At 65.7% G+C, this 17,791-nt stretch carries 13 protein-coding genes and 1 pseudogene; 13 read left to right on the top strand and 1 reads right to left on the bottom strand.

Annotation, left to right across the window (positions count from 1 at the left end):
• Nucleotides 1–272: 272 nt before the first annotated feature.
• The 13 genes and pseudogenes from QM789_RS21710 to QM789_RS21650 all read left to right on the top strand — a co-directional run bounded on the left by QM789_RS21710 (nt 273) and on the right by QM789_RS21650 (nt 15,489).
• Nucleotides 273–1,571 (top strand): CmpA/NrtA family ABC transporter substrate-binding protein, encoded by a 1,299-nt coding sequence (locus tag QM789_RS21710; protein ID WP_420353889.1) that lies wholly within the window; start codon nt 273–275, stop codon nt 1,569–1,571.
• A 12-nt stretch (nt 1,572–1,583) separates the two neighbouring features.
• Nucleotides 1,584–2,474: a nitrate ABC transporter permease gene (ntrB, locus tag QM789_RS21705; RefSeq protein WP_420353888.1), complete on the top strand. Its 891-nt coding sequence runs from the start codon at nt 1,584–1,586 to the stop codon at nt 2,472–2,474.
• 10 nt (nt 2,475–2,484) lie between these two features.
• A complete protein-coding gene (locus tag QM789_RS21700; protein WP_420353887.1) occupies nt 2,485–3,279 on the top strand; it encodes an ABC transporter ATP-binding protein in 795 nt (264 codons plus the stop codon).
• A 5-nt stretch (nt 3,280–3,284) separates the two neighbouring features.
• Nucleotides 3,285–5,723 (top strand): nitrite reductase large subunit NirB, encoded by a 2,439-nt coding sequence (nirB, locus tag QM789_RS21695; RefSeq protein ID WP_420353886.1) that lies wholly within the window; start codon nt 3,285–3,287, stop codon nt 5,721–5,723.
• Nucleotides 5,720–6,055, top strand: coding sequence for a nitrite reductase small subunit NirD (gene nirD / locus QM789_RS21690; protein ID WP_420353885.1), 336 nt, complete (start codon nt 5,720–5,722; stop codon nt 6,053–6,055). Before nirB ends, nirD begins: the two co-directional genes overlap by 4 nt.
• 71 nt (nt 6,056–6,126) lie before the next feature.
• Nucleotides 6,127–7,218, top strand: a complete 1,092-nt coding sequence (gene cobA, locus QM789_RS21685; RefSeq protein ID WP_420353884.1) for a uroporphyrinogen-III C-methyltransferase — start codon at nt 6,127–6,129, stop codon at nt 7,216–7,218.
• Nucleotides 7,219–7,228: 10 nt separating this feature from the next.
• Nucleotides 7,229–11,320 (top strand): molybdopterin-dependent oxidoreductase, encoded by a 4,092-nt coding sequence (locus QM789_RS21680; protein WP_420353883.1) that lies wholly within the window; start codon nt 7,229–7,231, stop codon nt 11,318–11,320.
• A gap of 364 nt (nt 11,321–11,684) precedes the next feature.
• Nucleotides 11,685–12,101, top strand: a complete 417-nt coding sequence (locus QM789_RS21675; RefSeq protein WP_420353882.1) for a LysR family transcriptional regulator — start codon at nt 11,685–11,687, stop codon at nt 12,099–12,101.
• On the top strand, nt 12,001–12,552 hold the full coding sequence (locus QM789_RS21670; protein WP_420353881.1) for a LysR substrate-binding domain-containing protein: 552 nt from the start codon (nt 12,001–12,003) through the stop codon (nt 12,550–12,552). The genes QM789_RS21675 and QM789_RS21670 overlap by 101 nt, the downstream gene beginning before the upstream one ends.
• 169 nt (nt 12,553–12,721) lie before the next feature.
• Complete coding sequence (locus tag QM789_RS21665; protein WP_420353880.1) at nt 12,722–13,699, top strand: DUF1852 domain-containing protein; 978 nt, start codon at nt 12,722–12,724, stop codon at nt 13,697–13,699.
• Nucleotides 13,700–13,723: 24 nt separating this feature from the next.
• On the top strand, nt 13,724–14,767 hold the full coding sequence (locus QM789_RS21660) for a methionine synthase (protein WP_420353879.1): 1,044 nt from the start codon (nt 13,724–13,726) through the stop codon (nt 14,765–14,767).
• 207 nt (nt 14,768–14,974) lie between these two features.
• A pseudogene (locus QM789_RS21655) lies at nt 14,975–15,286 on the top strand (flavin reductase family protein); the annotation flags it as partial.
• Nucleotides 15,287–15,306: 20 nt separating this feature from the next.
• A complete protein-coding gene (locus QM789_RS21650) occupies nt 15,307–15,489 on the top strand; it encodes a hypothetical protein (RefSeq protein ID WP_420353977.1) in 183 nt (60 codons plus the stop codon).
• Nucleotides 15,490–16,088: 599 nt separating this feature from the next.
• Here the strand turns inward: QM789_RS21650 and QM789_RS21645 are convergent.
• A complete protein-coding gene (locus QM789_RS21645; RefSeq protein ID WP_420353878.1) occupies nt 16,089–17,699 on the bottom strand; it encodes an isocitrate lyase in 1,611 nt (536 codons plus the stop codon).
• Between the last annotated feature and the right edge of the window lie 92 nt (nt 17,700–17,791).

Raw genomic sequence — 17,791 nt, 5'->3', positions numbered from 1 at the left:
GCCAGAAAAAAGCTGAAACTGTAATCAATTCACGGAATTTCGGTTTTCCGGATTCCGCATCCGGCTGGCGCGGGATCTCCGCCGGTCCTATTCTGAGCAGGTGATTGGCGCAACGGGGTGCCGATTTTCCTTGTCCGCGAAGCTGCGGGCTTTTTCCAGGCAGTGACGCCGCTACCGAATGCATCCCTCATGATCGGGATGCCCGATGGCGGCTTTTTGTTTTCCTGCACGCCGGCGGACACTCCTGTCCGGCCGCCAGCACGAGGATGGCCATGACCACCACGAAGGACGCCTTTACCCGCCGATCGCTGCTAAAATCCGCCGCCGGCACGCTTGCCACCGTTGCGGCGGCGCGCAGCCTGCTGCCCGGAGGAGCCTGGGCCGCCACCAGCGCGCCCGAGGTAACCGGCGCGAAGCTGGGCTATATCGCCCTGACCGACAGCGCCCCGCTCATCATCGCCAAGGAGAAGGGCTTTTTCGACAAGCACGGTATGCCCGATGTCTCGATTGAGAAACAGGCGAGCTGGGGGGCGCTGCGCGACAACATGGCGCTCGGCGGCGCCTCCGGCGGGATCGACGGCGCGCATAACCTGCGGCCGAAGACCCATCTCTATGCCACCGGCAAGGTGATGCAGAACGGCGTGCCGCTGCCGACCTATACGCTGATGAGCCTGAACGAGAACTGTCAGGGCATATCGGTCGCCAATGCCTATGCCGACACCGGCGTGCAGCGGGATGCCGGCGCATTGCGCGAGGTCTTCGCGCAGAAAAAGGCCGCCGGCACCCCCGCCACGGTGGCGATGACCTTCCCCGGTGGCACGCATGACCTCTGGGTGCGCTACTGGCTGGCGGCGGGCGGGATCGACCCCAATACCGACGTGAACCTGATCGTCGTGCCGCCGCCGCAGATGGTGGCGAACATGAAGGTCGGCAACATGGACGCCTTTTGCGTGGGCGAGCCCTGGAACGAGCAGCTTGCCAATCAGAAGATCGGCTTCACCGCCACCACCACCTCCGAACTGTGGATGCGCCACCCGGAGAAGGTGCTGAACATGCGCGCCGAATGGGTGGATGCCAATCCGAACGCCGCCGTGGCCATCATCGCCGCGGTGATGGAGGCACAGATCTGGTGCGAGCAGATGGAGAACAAGGAGGAGATGGCGAAGATCGTCTCCGGCCGGCAGTGGTATAACGTGCCCGCCCGGGACATCATCGGTCGCATCAAGGGCGACATCAACTACGGCAACGGGCGCGAGGAGACGGGCACACCCTATCTGATGCGCTTCTGGGGCGAAAAGGGCGAAAGCTCCTATCCGTGGAAGAGCCTCGACACCTGGTTCATCACCGAGAACAAGCGGTGGGGTTATTTCCCGGCCGATCTGGACACGAAGGCGCTGGTGGACAACACCAACCGCTCGGACCTCTGGCTTCAGGCGGCGGGCCTTCTGGGGCTGGACACGGCGGGCTTCGGTGACAGCCGGGGGGTGGAGACCTTCTTCGACGGCAAGAGCTTCGATCCGGCGAACCCGGAGGCCTATCTGGCCAGCCTGCCGATCAAGGCCATGGCGTAAGAGGAGGGCGAGATGACAGCAACTCCTATGCGCAAGGCAACCCCGGGGGTCCCGGCAAGCCCCGAGACCAGCGTCACCGCGCTGCCTGTAACCCCGCGCCCGGGCCGCGAAAGGCTCGCGGCACTTCGTGGCTTCGTCACCCGGCAGGTGGTGCCGCCGGCGGCTGTGGTCGCCGTGCTGCTGCTGATCTGGCAGGTGGCCTTCTATGGTGGCGGCTCGGCCCTGCCCACGCCGCTTCAGGTCTGGGAGGAGGCGTCGGAGCTGATCCTGCATCCGTTCTACGTCAACGGCTCGCAGGACATCGGCCTCGGCTGGCGGGTGCTGACCTCGCTGGAGCGGGTGTTCTACGGCTTCGGCCTTGCCGCCGTGGTGGGCGTGCTGATGGGCGCGGTGATCGGCCAGTCCGACTGGATGATGCGGGGGCTGGACCCGATCTTCCAGGTGCTGCGCACCGTGCCGCCGCTGGCCTGGCTGCCGATCAGCCTTGCCGCCTTCATGGACAGCCGCCCCTCGGCCATCTTCGTGATCTTCATCACCTCGATCTGGCCGATCATCATCAACACCGCCGCAGGCGTGCGGGCCATCCCGCAGGATTACAGAAACGTTGCCGCCGTGCTGCGGCTGAACCAGGTCGAATTCTTCTGCAAGATCATGGTGCCGGCGGCGGCGCCCTATATCTTCTCCGGCCTGCGCATCGGGATCGGGCTCGCCTGGCTTGCCATCGTCGCGGCCGAGATGCTGACCGGCGGCGTGGGCATCGGCTTCTTCATCTGGGATGCGTGGAACTCTTCGCGCCTGTCCGACATCATCGTGGCGCTGATCTACATCGGCCTCGTGGGCTTCGTGCTGGACCGGCTGGTGGGCTGGATCGGGCGCGTCGTCTCCCGCGGCACGGCAGTCTGAGGGGGCGGGGATGAGCTATCTGAAAATCGACAATGTGGGCAAGGTTTTCGCCTCCGGCAGCCGCCGGACCGAGGTTCTGCGCGAGGTGAACCTGCGGATCGAAAAGGGCCAGTTCGTTTCCGTGATCGGCCATTCCGGCTGCGGGAAATCGACGCTGCTGAACATGATCGCCGGGCTGACGCCCGTCACCTCCGGCGGCATCATCCTCGAAGGTGCCGAGGTGAGCAGCCCCGGGCCGGAGCGGGCGGTGGTGTTCCAGAACCATTCGCTGCTGCCCTGGTTGACCGTCTACGACAATGTGAAGCTCGCCGTGCAGAAGGTCTTCGGCGGGGCGAAGTCGAAGGCGGAGCGGCACGACTGGATCATGCACAACCTCGACCTCGTGCAAATGGGCCATTCCGTCGACAAGCGCCCGGGCGAGATCTCCGGCGGCATGAAGCAGCGCGTAGGCATCGCCCGGGCGCTGGCGATGGAGCCGAAGGTGCTGCTGCTGGACGAACCTTTCGGCGCGCTGGACGCACTGACCCGGGCGCATCTCCAGGACGCGGTGATGCAGATCCATGCGCGCCTCGGCAACACGATGATCATGATCACCCATGATGTTGACGAAGCCGTCCTGCTGGCCGACCGCATCGTGATGATGACCAACGGCCCCTCCGCCACCATCGGCGAGGTGCTGGAAGTGCCGCTGCCCCGCCCGCGCGACAGGCTCGCGCTCGCGGGCCATGCCGATTACCTGGCCGCGCGCGAGGGCGTGCTGCGGTTCCTCTACGAACGTCATCGTTTCGTCGAAGCGGCGGAGTAGGTATCATGATACAGAAACTTGTGGTGATCGGCGCGGGCATGGCCTCGGGCCGGATGCTGGAACATATCCTCGACGCGGCGCCCGGGGCGTTCGACATCACGCTCTTCAACGGCGAGCCGCGCGGGAACTACAACCGGCTGATGCTCTCGCCGGTGCTCTCGGGCGAGAAGAGCTATGAGCAGATCGTCACCCATGACGAGGGCTGGTATGCGGGCCACGGCATCCGCACCCGGTTCGGCGAGCCGGTGGTGAAGATCGACCGCGCGCGGAAGGTGGTGGTCTCGGCCGGTGGCGAAACCGCTTACGACAGGCTGGTGATCGCCATCGGATCGGCGCCCTTCATCATTCCGGTGGCGGGCAGGGATCTGCCCGGGGTGATCACCTTCCGCGACCTTGACGATACCAATGCGATGATCGCCGCCGCTGGCCGGGGCGGCCGCGCGGTGGTGATCGGCGGCGGGCTTCTGGGGCTGGAGGCGGCGGCGGGGCTCGCCATCCTCGGCATGGAGGTGACGGTCATCCACCTGATGGGCCATCTGATGGAGCGCCAACTCGATCCCGCCGCCGGGTATCTGCTGCAAAAGGATCTGGAGCGGCGCGGCATCCGCGTGCATTGCCGGGGCGCGACGAAGGCGATCCTCGGCACGGACCGGGTGGAGGCCGTGGCCCTGGAGGACGGGACCGTCTACGGCGCCGATCTGGTGGTGATGGCGGTGGGGATCCGCCCCGAGGTGCGGCTGGCCAATGACGCGCATCTGGAGGTGGGGCGCGGCGTGATGGTCGATGATGCCATGCTCACCTCCGACCCGGACATCCTCGCGCTTGGCGAATGCGTGGAACATGGCGGCCAGCTTTTCGGGCTGGTGGCGCCGCTCTACGATCAGGCGAAGGTCGCGGCGGCGACGCTTCTGGGCGAGGCGGCCGCCTTCCGCCCCGTCCAGACGGCGACGAAGCTGAAGGTGACCGGGGTCGATCTCTTCTCCGCCGGCGATTTCGCCGAAGGCGAGGGGCGGGAGGACATTGTGTTCCGCGATCCCGGCCGGGGGGTCTACAAGCGCCTCGTGCTGGAAGGCCCGCGTGTCGTCGGCGCGGTGATGTATGGCGATACCGCCGACGGGACGTGGTTCTTCAACCAGATCAAGGACGGAACCGACATATCGGAGATCCGCGAGACGCTGATCTTCGGCCCCGCCGCCGGGGCGGGCGCGGCCGATCCGCTGGCCGCCATCGCCGCCATGCCGGACAGCGCGGAGATCTGCGGCTGCAACGGCGTCTGCAAGGGCACGATCGTGCAGACGATCAAGAGCGGCGCGCATACGCTCGACGCCGTGCGCGGCACCTGCAAGGCGTCGGCCTCCTGCGGCACCTGCACCGGGCTGGTGGAGCAGTTGCTGGCCCTGACGCTGGGCGACGGCTTCGCGAAACCCGCCGCGCAGCCGATGTGCAGATGCACCGACCACAGCCATGAGGATGTGCGCCGGATGATCAAATCCATGGGGCTGAAATCCATCCCGGCGGTGATGCAGGAACTGGGCTGGAAGACCTCGGGCGGCTGCCATTCCTGCCGCCCGGCGCTGAACTTCTACCTGCTGGCGGAATGGCCGCTGGAATACCGGGACGACCGGCAGAGCCGCTTCGTGAACGAGCGGAACCACGCCAATATCCAGAAGGACGGCACCTATTCCGTCGTGCCGCGCATGTGGGGCGGCGTCACCACGCCGGCGGAGCTTCGCGCCATCGCCGATGCGGCCGAGAAATTCGCGGTGCCGATGGTCAAGGTCACCGGCGGACAGCGGATCGACCTTCTGGGCGTGAAGAAGGAGGATCTGCCCGCGATGTGGGCGGATCTGAACGCGGCCGGCCTCGTCTCCGGCCATGCCTATTCCAAGGGCCTGCGCACGGTGAAGACCTGCGTCGGGACGGAGTTCTGCCGCTTTGGCACACAGGATTCCACCGGGCTCGGCATCCGGCTGGAAAAGGTGCTCTGGGGCTCCTGGACCCCGCACAAGGTGAAGCTCGGCGTCTCTGGCTGCCCCCGGAACTGCGCCGAGGCGACCTGCAAGGACGTGGGCATCGTCTGCGTCGATTCGGGCTACCAGATCGGGGTCGGGGGCGCCGCGGGGATGGACCTGAAGGAGGTCGAGCGGCTGACGACCGTGGCGGGCGAGGATGAGGCCGTCGAGGTCGTCATCGCCTTCGTCCAGCTTTTCCGGGAGAATGCGAAATATCTCGACCGGCCCTACAAGTGGATCGCCAAGGTCGGGCTGGACTGGGTGCGGGAGCGGGTGGTCGATGACATGGACAGCCGCCGCGCGCTGGTAGAGCGTTTCGAGATCTCGCAATCCGTCTATCGCAGGGATCCCTGGGCGGAGCACGCCCGGGCGAAGGAGCGCGGCAAATGGGCGGCGATGGCCGACCTCAGCGGGCTGGAGGCGGCGGAATGAGCGGGTTCATCGACATCGGCGCGCTGGAGGACATTCCCCGCCAGGGCGCGCGGGTGGTCAAGACCGGCGCAGGCTGCGTCGCGATCTTCCGCACGATGGAGGATGAGGTCTTCGCGCTGGACGACCGCTGCCCGCATCGGGGCGGGCCGCTCTCCGAGGGGATCGTGCATGGCGGCCGCGTGACCTGCCCGCTGCACAACTGGGTGTTCGACCTGAATTCCGGCGAGGCGCAGGGCGCCGACGAGGGCCGCGTGGCCACCCATGCCGTCAGGGTGGAGGCCGGACGGGTGATGCTCGACGTCTCTCGCCTCGTCCGGGCAAGCGCCGCCTGAACGGCCGAACCGCCGCATCGGGACGGCCCGCGACCTGCGGGCTATCCCGCCACCCCTGTCGGGAGAGCCAGATGAAGACATTTCCGATGTTCCTGCGGATGGAGGGCCGCCATGTCGTCATCGTCGGCGGCAGCGAGGAGGCGGCGCGCAAGATCCGCCTCATCGCGCGGACGGAGGCCGCGATCCTGATCTTGGCCGGAGAGCTCGTTCCGGAACTGGCCGGCCTCGGCCGGCTGGCCGCGCTGGCCGGTCGGCTGCGCGGGGAGGTGGAGCGGAACCTGCCGAAGGAACGGCGGCGGGGCTTCTGGTCCTGGGCCTTTTCCGGCGCGCCGCGCGCCGCCCATGCCGCCGGCGACGAGGCCGGGCTCCTTGCCGCCGCGATCCGCTCCGGCGGCGGGGAGGGCGAGGCGCAGGGCTCCATCGCGCTGGTGGGGGCCGGCCCCGGGGCGGCCGACCTGCTGACGCTGCGCGCGCTGCAAAGGATGCAGGAGGCCGATGTGATCTTCCATGACCGGCAGGTTGACCGGGCGGTGCTGGAGCTTGCCCGCCGCGATGCCGAGCGGGTCTTCGTCGGCAAGGAGGTCGGCGCCCATTCCTGGCCGCAGGAGTGGATCAACCGCGTCATCGTCGATGCGGGGCTGCGCGGCCTGCGGGTGGTGCGGCTGAAATCCGGCGATCCCGGCATCTTCGGTCGCGCGGCCGAGGAACTGGCCGCCGCCCGCGCCGCTGGCATCCCGGCGGAGATCGTGCCCGGCGTCACCGCCGCCGTCGCGAGCCTTCGCCGCCTGTTGACCGAGTGGGGCGAGACCGATCACCTCGTCATCGCCACCGGCACCTGCCGCCCGGGCGACGATCCGCCCGACTGGGGGGCGCTCCTGCGCCCGGGGACCACACTCGCCCTCTACATGGCCATGGGCCGGCTGGCGAAGGTGGCCGCGAGCCTACGCGCCGCCGGCCTGCCCGAGGCCACGGGCATCGAGATCGTCACCGAGGCCAGCACCGGGCGGGAACGGCAGCTCTCCACCACGCTGGCGCGGCTGGCTGGGGATGTGGCGCAGGCGGGGTTGCGCGGCCCCGCCATCATCTTCATCCGCCGCCCCAAGCAGGCCGCGGGACGGGCGGCGGCGTACCGCCCGGCACCGCTCTTCGCGCGGATCGCCTGAGGGCCTTCGCATGGATGGCAGCGCGATCAAGCAGGCGGATGGGGTGGCCGCTGAGCGGTCCGGCGGCGGGGAAGTGACGCGGGTTCGCAGCGTCTGCCCCTATTGCGGGGTCGGCTGCGGCATCGTGATGGATGTCCGGGACGGCAAGGTGGTCCGGCTTTCCGGCGACAAGGCGCATCCGGCGAATTTCGGGCGGCTCTGCACCAAGGGCATGACCGCGCATCAGGCCATCGATGCGCCGGGGCGGATGGCCGGCGCATGGCGGCGGAACCGGGAGGACGGCAGCCGCCGTGCGCTACCGCTCGACATGGCCATCGTGGAGACGGCGGGGCAGTTCCGCCGGATCCTCGACACCCACGGGCCGGATGCCGTCGCGCTCTATGTCTCCGGCCAGATGTCGATCGAGGCGCAGTATCTCGCCAACAAGCTGGCCAAGGGTTACCTCCGCACCCGGCATATCGAATCCAATTCCCGCCTGTGCATGGCGAGCGCGGGATCGGGCTACAAGCTCTCGCTGGGCGCGGACGCGCCGCCCGGGTCGTATCAGGATTTCGAGGCGACGGATCTCTTCTTCGTCATCGGGGCCAACATGGCCGATTGCCACCCGATCCTCTTCCTTCGGATGATGGACCGGGTGAAGGCGGGGGCGAAGCTGATCGTCGTGGATCCGCGGCGCAGCGCGACGGCGGAGAAGGCGCATCTCTTCCTCCAGATCCGCCCCGGCACGGATCTCGCCCTGCTGAACGGGCTTCTGCATCTTCTGCACCGCGACGGGCATGTGGACGCGGGTTTCATCGCCGCCCATACCGAGGGCTGGGAGGCGATGCCCGCCTTCCTCGCCGATTACGGGCCGGAGAAGGTGGCGGCGATCACCGGCCTTCCGCAGGCCGACATCGAGGCCGCCGCCCGCATGATCGGCGAGGCCGGGAAATGGATGAGCCTGTGGACCATGGGGCTGAACCAGTCCACCCATGGCACCTGGAACACCAACGCGCTCTGCAACCTGCATCTGGCGACGGGGGCGATCTGCCGACCCGGCAGCGGCCCGTTCTCCCTGACCGGCCAGCCCAATGCCATGGGCGGGCGGGAAATGGGCTATATGGGTCCGGGCCTGCCGGGCCAGCGCAGCGCGCTTTCCCCCGCCGACCGGGCCTTTGCCGAAGGCATCTGGGGCCTCCCCTCCGGCACGATCCGCGCCGAGGCCGGCCCCGGCACCATCGCCATGTTCGAGGCCATGTCGCTGGGAGAAATCCGCGCCTGCTGGATCATCTGCACCAATCCGGCGGCCAGCGTCGCCAACCGTGACCGCGTGCTGGCCGGGCTGAAGGCGGCGGAACTGGTCATCGTGCAGGATGCCTATCTGGAGACGGAGACCAGCCTTCACGCCGACATCCTGCTGCCCGGCGCCCTCTGGGCGGAGGCGGAGGGCGTGATGATCAATTCGGAGCGCAACATGACGCTGACGGCCCGGGCCGTCGATCCGCCGGGCGAGGCGCTGGCGGACTGGGAGATCATCGCCCGCGTCGCCCGCGCCATGGGCTTCGAGGGCTTCGGCCATGCCAGCGCGGCGGAGGTCTTCGCGGAGCTTTCGCGCTTCGGCAATCCCGCCACGGGCTACGACATTTCCGGCGCCTCGCACGCGGCCCTGCGGGAACGGCCGCTGCAATGGCCGCTGGCCCCCGGCGGCGATCCCCGGAACCCGATCCGCTACCTGACCGCCGATGGCCCGCGCTTCGCCACCGAAAGCGGCCGCGCCGTCTTCCACCCCCGGCCCCATGCCGATCCGGCGGAGATGCCGGACCCGGAGTTTCCGCTGATCCTGACCACCGGCCGCGTCCAGCACCAGTGGCACACGATGACCAAGACCGGCCGCATCGCCACGCTGAACAGGCTGAACCCCGGACCCTTCGTGGAGATCAACGCCGAGGATGCGGCGGAACTCGGCATCCGGGAGGGCGCGCCGGTCCTCCTGCGCTCGCGCCGGGGCGAGGTGCGGCTGCCGGCCCGGATCAGCGACCGGATGCAGCCCGGCACCTGCTTCGCCCCCTTCCACTGGAACGACCTCTTCGGCGAGGGGCTCGCGGTCAATGCCGCGACCTCGGATGCCGTCGATCCGGTCTCGCTCCAGCCCGAATTCAAGTTCTGCGCCGTTTCCCTCGCGCCCGCCTCCGGGATGCAGGATGCCCGCGCGGACGACAGCCGGAGCCCGCCCATGTCCGCCATCCGCAACCTTGCCGAAACCCTCGGGCTGGAGCCCGCGCCGGCCCTGGTCCTCGAAGCCGGGGAGCGGAGCTATCTTCAGGGCTTCGTCGCCGGATTGCAGGCCGATCCCGCCCTGATGCGGGGGGAGAGCGCGCAGCCCGTGCCCGTGCTGCCCCCCGGGGCGCCGATCGCGCCGGAGCGGCGCCTGCTGCTGGACGGGCTTCTGGCGGGCCTCTTCTCGCGTGCGCAACCCGCGCCCGTTGCCGCCCCTGCGGGGCCGTCCGTCCTGATCCTCTGGGCCTCTCAGACCGGCAATGCCGAGGCTCGCGCGGCCGAATGCGCCGAACGGCTGAAGGCGCGGGGGCAGGCGGTGAGGCTTCTGCCCATGGACGGTTTCCGGGCCGGCGACCTTGCGGCGGAGAAGCAGGTGCTGATCTTCGCCAGCACCTTCGGCGATGGCGAGGCGCCGGACAACGGCACCGCCTTCGGCGCGGCGATCCTCGCCCCGGAGATGACCCGGCTCGACGGCCTTTCCTATGCCGTCGCGGCCTTCGGCGATCCGAGCTATGACAGCTTCTGCGGCTTCGGCCGCCGGATCGACGCGCGGCTGGCCGAACTCGGCGCCCGGCCACTCGCCCCGCGTGTGGACTGCGACCCCGATGCGGAGGAAAGCCTCGCCGCCTGGTGCGAGGGCGTGGCGGCGGCCCTCACCCCAACGGCTTCGGCCCCCGCAGCCCCCGTGCCCTCCACAGTATTCGCCTCCATGTCCGCCCCGGTGCCCGCCCCCATGCCGCAGGCGAAGGGCAGCCGCCGGAACCCGCTTCCGGCCCGGCTGGTCGGCAACCTGTTGCTGAGCGGCCCCGGCAGCGGCAAGGAAACGCGCCGCTTCTCCATCGAGGGCTGCGCGGACGCGATCCCCTATGAGGCCGGCGATGCGCTCGGCCTCTGGCCCCGGAACTGTCCGGCGCTGGTGGATGAGATCATCGCGCTTCTTGGCTTCGACCCCCGCGCGGAGGTGGAAGGCGGGCCGCTGGCCGAGGCGCTTTCCGCGCGCCATGAGATCGCCCGCCCCTCGCCCGCCTTCCTGGCCTGGTGGGTGGAGCGGTCGGGCAGCGAGGAGCTTGCCGCCCGGCTGGCCTGCCCCGGCGAGGCGCTGGAAAGCTGGCTCCACGGCCGGCAGATCGCCGACATCCTGCGCCTCGCCCCGGCGGCAGTGATGGCGCAGGATTTCATCGCCCATCTCGGTCGGCTCCAGCCCCGGCTCTATTCCATTTCATCAAGCCCCCTTCTGGCCGGCGGACGGGTCGATCTCACCGTCTCGGTCATCCGTCACGCGCTCCACGGGCCGGCGCGCAAGGGCGTCGCCTCCACCTTTCTGGCCGACAGGGCGGAGGGCGCGGAATTCCCTGTCTTTATTCAGAAATCCGCCGATTTCCGCCCGCCCGGAAACCCGGACCTGCCGCTTGTCATGATCGGCCCCGGGACGGGTATTGCGCCCTTCCGCGCCTTCCTCCAGGACCGGCAGGCGACCGGCGCGCGGGGCCGCAACTGGCTCTTCTTCGGCGAACGCAGCGCGGCGCAGGATTTCTACTACCGCGAGGAAATCGAGTGTTGGCAGCGGGATGGCCTCCTCACCCGGCTCGACACGGCCTTCTCGCGCGACGGGGCGCGGAAGGTCTACGTCCAGGATCGGATGTGGGAAAACGGTGCCGAACTCTGGCGCTGGATCGCGGATGGCGCGCATATCCGCATTTGCGGCGATGCCCGGCGGATGGCGCGCGATGTAGATCATACGCTGGGCCGGATCCTCCACGAGCATGGCGGGATGGCAGAGGAGGAGGCCACCACCCATCTGCGCGAGATGGCGCGTCAGAAGCGCTATGTCAGGGATGTCTATTGATGGCGACTGGACGACGACAGGCGCCCTGCTCGGTGCTTCACACGGTAGAGCGTGCCTGCCGTGTCGTTCAGGCCCGGATCACGTTGAGGACGAGCGACAGGGCCACGAAGGAAAGCCACAGGGACGCGCCGCGCTGAAGGATCGTCAGCCGTTTTCCTCCGCCGCCAGCCGCGCCGCCCGCGTCAGCGTGCCTTCCCCATGCTCGCCCGCCCCCTCGCCGTCAACCCAGCAGAAACCAAATTCGCACCATATTCCGCCAGCGTGCACGCAGCCGGATAGCCGATCGGGACCTCGCGACGATCGGGATTGAACATGACGCCATTCCGGACCTAAACCAAGACTATGTGACAAGGAGTCATACCCCATGATTGATATCCAACCTCTGGCCATTCTGCGCGAGATTGACCGGACGAGCAGCCTGACCCAGGCCGCCGACAAGCTGAACCTGACGCAATCAGCGGTCAGCCATGCGATCCGGCGGTTCGAGGAGCGTCATGGCGTCAAGCTGTGGGAGCGTGAAGGCCACAAGCTGCGCCTGACACTGACCGGAGAATACCTGCTGGGGCTGGCGATGCGGGTGCTGCCGCAACTGGAATATGGCGCGATGGTGCTTGAGGATTATGCGCGCGGGCGGCGCGATCCGGGTGGGAATGGAATGCCACCCTTGCCAGGATTGGCTGATGCGGGTGGTGGATCCGTTTCTGGCGGAATGGCCCGATGTCGAACTGGATGTGACCACGGCATTTCAGTTCGGCGGGCTGGCCGCGCTTTTGAGTCATGAAATAGATATTCTTGTTACCCCGGATCCGATAGAGCGCCCCGGGCTCCAATATACACCCGTTTTCGATTACGAATTGGTTCTGGCCGTGGCCGAAACCCATCCCTTGGCGCAAAAGCACCGGGCCGAGCCCGAGGATCTGGCGGGCGAGACGCTGATCACCTATCCCATTTCCCGCGAGAGGCTGGATATTTATACGCGCTTTCTTGTCCCGGCCCATGCCCTGCCGCGCCGGCATCGCACGGTGGAAACAACCGATCTGATGTTGCGGCTGGTGGCCTCGGGGCGCGCGGTCAGTGCAACGCCCGATTGGCTTTTGTTTGGGGCCCGTGGAGTGAAGGGTTTGCGGCTTGGCGAAGGGATCACGAAATCCATCCATCTGGGGCATCGCGCGGGCGAACCTGCCCCCTACCTGAGCGGATTCATCAATCTTGCGAAAAACGTCAGGATTTGAATTGGTTGTGCTGGGCCCTCAGCGCTCGAACATGACATTTTATCATATTTTACTGAAATAATATCATTTTTTATCATGTTTGTGTTCGGGCATATAGTCCGCACCGACGCCCCGTATTGGCGCGCCACCCGAACGAAAATCACCTCGGAAGCCAGGAGGGCAGACTGCGATGACCAGAGATTTCACTTTCATAATCAAGACCCTTCGTTTCGGCGAGAATTACACCCCCGCCAATGGAACGCGTCTGACCACCAATTTCGCAAACCTGGCGCGGGGGGAGAGCCGTCAGCAGAATCTGCGCAATGCGCTGCGGATGATCGACAACCGTTTCAATGCTCTCGCGCAATGGGACAATCCCGAAGGCGATCGCTACGGTGTCGAACTGGGCATCGTTTCCGTCGATCTGGATATCGACGGCACCGGGAATACATTTCCGGTAATCGAGATTCTGAAGACGACAATTCTTGACCGAAAGACCGGCGCGCGTATCGAAGGGATCGTGGGGAACAACTTTTCTTCCTATGTGCGGGATTACGACTTCAGCGTCCGGCTTCCCGCGCATCGTAAGGATCGCGCCGGTTTCAGCATTCCGGACGATTTCGGCGATCTGCATGGCAAACTGTTCCAGAGTTTTGTGCGCTCTGAAACCTACAAGGCGCATTTCCGAAAGCTACCGGTAATCTGCCTGAGCATCTCGCATGACAAGGTTTATCGGCGGACGGCAAACCATCACCCCATTCTGGGCGCGGAGTATTTTCCGAACGCGCCATCCCTGACCGAACAATATTTCAGGAAGATGGGCATGCAGGCCCGCTATTTCATGCCACGGAACAGTGCGGCGCCACTGGCCTTTTATTTCTTTGGTGATCTGGTCAACGACCACACCAGCCTCGAACTGATCGGCACGATCGCCACGATGGAGACGTTCCAGAAAATCTACCGGCCCGAAATTTACAATGCCAATTCAGCGGCGGGCGAATGCTATCGTCCCAGCCTGGAACACCAGGATTTTTCCACGACCCGGATCGTCTATGATCGGGAAGAGCGCAGTCGGCTGGCGGTCCAGCAAGGAAAATTTGCCGAGGACCATTTCATCAATCCCTATCGCACCATTCTGGACGCATGGTCCACGCAATACGCAGCCTGAACATACAGACAAGGTTCTACCCCCATGACAAAATTACTCCCCACCTCGACCGCTGGCAGTCTTCCCAAACCCTCGTGGCTTGCTGAGCCCGAAAAACTCTGGTCACCTTGGAAACTCGAAGGAGCTGCGTTGATCGAGGCCAAGCAGGATGCGCTTCGCGTAACGCTGGCAGAACAAGAGCATGCGGGGATTGATATTGTCAGTGACGGGGAACAAACCCGCCAGCATTTTGTCACGACCTTCATCGAGCATCTGAACGGCGTCGATTTCGAGAAACGCGAGACCGTGAGAATCCGAAATCGCTATGATGCCAGCGTGCCCTCGGTTGTCGGCGCCGTATCCCGCGAGAGGCCGGTTTTCGTCGAGGATGCCAAGTTCCTGCGCGCACAGACGACGCGGCCAATCAAATGGGCTCTGCCGGGGCCAATGACGATGATCGACACTCTCTATGATGCCCATTATCGCAGCCGCGAGAAGCTCGCCTGGGAATTCGCCACGATCCTCAATCAGGAAGCGCGCGAATTGCAGGCTGTGGGCGTCGATATCATTCAGTTCGACGAACCGGCTTTCAACGTATTCTTTGATGAGGTGAACGATTGGGGCATTGCCGCGCTGGAAAGGGCGATCGACGGCCTGACATGCGAGACGGCGGTTCATATATGCTATGGCTATGGTATCAAGGCCAATACCGACTGGAAGAAGACCCTGGGGTCGGAATGGCGCCAGTATGAGCAGGTTTTCCCAAAGCTACAGGCGTCCAATATCGGTCTGGTTTCGCTGGAATGCCAGAACTCGCATGTTCCGATGGAGCTGATCGACCTTCTGCGCGGCAAGAAGGTGATGGTCGGGGCCATTGACGTGGCGACCAATACGATCGAAACTCCGAAGGAGGTGGCCGATACCCTGCGCAAGGCGCTGCAATTCGTGGATGCCGACAAGCTGTATCCCTGCACCAATTGCGGCATGGCGCCGCTCTCGCGCGATGTTGCACGCGGAAAACTCAAGGCCCTCAGCGCAGGTGCGAAAATCATCCGGCAGGAACTCTCGGCCTCCCTGGCGGCGGAGTAAGTCGCGCATAAAGATGGCCTGTTTGCCGCCCGGAGTCTCTGCAAGCCTTACCTCGCGTCTTGCGTGCCGGTCAAACGAGGCGCCGCGGGGCGGGCCCGCGCATATTTTCCGGGTGCGCTCGCCCCAATCGCAGGGACTAGGCGTCTCGATACGGCACAGGTTATCGAGAAACCGCACCCATTTTCACCTTCTGAAGGAAAAACCCTCATGCCCGACACAACCGCCCCGGAGACCATCAACACGCGCGCCCTGCGCGATTGCTGCGACAGTTTCGCGACCGGCGCCACGGTCATCACCACCCGCACGCCCGAGGGGGCTCACGGCATGACGGCCAGTGCATTCATGTCGGTCTCGCTCGACCCGCCGCTGATCTCCGTCTCTCTGGATCGCCGGTCAAGGATGCTGGAAAAACTTCGGAAATCCGGCTACTATGCGGCGAATAGCCTGTCGCAGAAGATGCACCCGCATGCCCTGCATTTCGCAGGAAGACCGGACGAGACATTGAGCGACCTGTTCCTGGACCAGCAGGCCTGCCGGTCGTGCGCGATGCCGCTGCCGTCCTGGTGGCCGATGTCGTGCAGCAGGTCGAGGCGGGAGACGACGTTCTCTTCTTGGGCCATGTCCGGCATCTGGATCACGATCCGGAGGCCGCGCCGCTTCTATACGCCGCTTCTATACCATGCAGGCCGGTTTGGCAGCCTTGTCGCGCATCCTGCCGGTAGAGTCTTGTGAATATGGGCGAAAGAGCGGAGATCGGGACATCTCGGCGCGCTTGATCGCCTTGATCTAGGACGGCAGCTTCCACGCTATACGGCCGATGGCCTTCCGCTTCGAATCCTGATGAGATCGCATACTGAAAAAGCCGGATAGCGATAGCGCCGCCCATAGCGGTTTGCCGCGATGGGCCTTGATGATGTGACCGCCCCCCGACGGCATCTGTGTGCCAAGGTGGGCCTGCGATGATCCAGAGAGCGGTCTTATCGCAGATTATCACTGTCGGGCTCGATCTGGCGAAGAATGTGTTCCAGGCTCACGGGGCTGATGCCGTCAGGGGGCGGTCACATCATCAACACCGCCGCGCTCATAACCGCGAGTTCGACCCGGCCATCTTCGACGTCTGCTAAAACCTGCTGTCGGCCTAGGGCGATGCGTGGCCCCTTGCGCGCGGCTTTCGACCGTGAACCGGCCAGCACCGACGACGACGCGCCGGGCCATTAACGCGGCACGCAACCTTTTACGGCAAACGAAAAGCGCCGCCCCCTTCAGGACGGCACTATCCGACCGATAGCACCAACGCCAGCAGGGAGCCGGTCGGACCGGCTTATTCGGCGGCGAACTGGTTCATGGTGTTGGCATGGCCGCCCGCCTTCAGTGCGCGGTCGCCCGCGACCATTTCCTTAAATGTGTCGCCCAGATCGGAACCCACCTCGTGCTGATGCCTGACCGCGCTGATGCCGCGACGGATTTCCTCGCGCTGCACGGTCTTCACATAGGCCAGCATCTTCTGGTCGCCAAAATAGCCGTGCGACAGTTCGTCCACCGACTTGGCGGTCAGGTGGAAGGTCGGCAGCGTGATCAGGTTGTGGAACACGCCCGCGCGGGCCGAGATGTCGGTCTGGAAGCGTTGCAGGCGCTCGTCCGCCTCGCGGCCCAGATCGGTGGCGTCATAATCGGCCTTCATCAACTCGTTGCCGTCGGGGTAGTCGGCGGCGCCGATCCGGCCCTCGGCCAGCCATTGCGCGCGGACCTGCTTGCGCAGGTTCAGCGTCCAGTTAAAGCTGGGCGAGTTATTGTAGGTCAGCTTGGCATTCGGCACCGCCTTGCGGATTTCGGCAACCATGCCCGCGATCTCGTCCACGTTCGGGGTGTCGGTCTCGATCCACAGCAGGTCGGCGCCGCCCTCGGTCAGATTGGCGATGCAATCCTCGACCACTCGGGCGCGGCCGGTGCCCTCCTGGAAGGGGAACAACCCGTTCGGCAGGCGCACGGGCCGCACGAACTGCCCGTCACGATAAAGCGCCAGTTCGCCGTCCTTCATTGGGTTCGCGTCGGTGATCGGCTCGGTCTTTAGCCATTTGATGTATTGCGATGCCAGGTCGCCCGGCCGCTGGCTGACCGGCACCTTTTGCGTCAGGCCCGCGCCAAGGCTGTCCGTGCGCGCGACGATCACGCCCTGATCCACGCCCAGCTCCTCGAAGGCCAGGCGGCAGGCGCGCAGCTTCTCGATGAAATCCTCGCGCGGGACGGTGACCTTGCCGTCCTGGTGGCCGCATTGCTTGGCGTCCGAGACCTGGTTCTCGATCTGAAGGCAGCAGGCGCCGGCCTTGATCAGTTCCTTCGCCAGAAGATAGGTGGCATGTTCGTTGCCGAAGCCCGCGTCGATATCGGCGATGATCGGCACGACATGGGTCTCGAACGTGTCGATCTTCTCGATGACGGCGGCGCGCTCGGCCTCGGTCCCGGCGGCCTTCAGCTCGCGGAACAGGTCGTTCAGTGCCACCTCGTCGGCCTGCCGCAGCGAGACATAGATCTCGTTGATCAATTCGGCCACGGCGGTCTTTTCATGCATCGACTGGTCCGGCAGATGGCCCCAGCGGTTGCGCAGACCCGCCACCATCCAGCCGGACAGATAGACATAGGTGCCCCGGGCCGTGCCGCGCAGGCGCTTGACCGACTTGATCATCTGCTGCGCATGGAAGCCCGACCAGCAGCCGAGCGACTGGGTGAATTTCGACGGATCGGCATCATAGGCGGCCATGTCGGCGCGCATGACCGTCGCCATGTCGCGGGCGATGTCCAGATGGGTGTCGTAGGTGTTTTGCAGCTTCAGTTGAACGATATCGTCAACCGTCACCCCGCCCGGCGTAGCCCCCGAGGGGTAGCGCGACAAAAGCTCGGCGCGGATTTCCGAAAAATTCTTGCGGTTGGTCATGGGTCTTCCTTTCGGCATGGTCGGTTTGGGAATGAACGTGGGCGGGTTGCAGAGCGATGGCCCGCCAAAGGGGGAAAAGATGCGGATCGGGT

The organism is Paenirhodobacter sp. (assembly GCF_047600745.1).
Classification (GTDB): Bacteria; Pseudomonadota; Alphaproteobacteria; order Rhodobacterales; family Rhodobacteraceae; genus Rhodobacter.
This window is presented reverse-complemented; position numbering and strand designations above follow the sequence as displayed.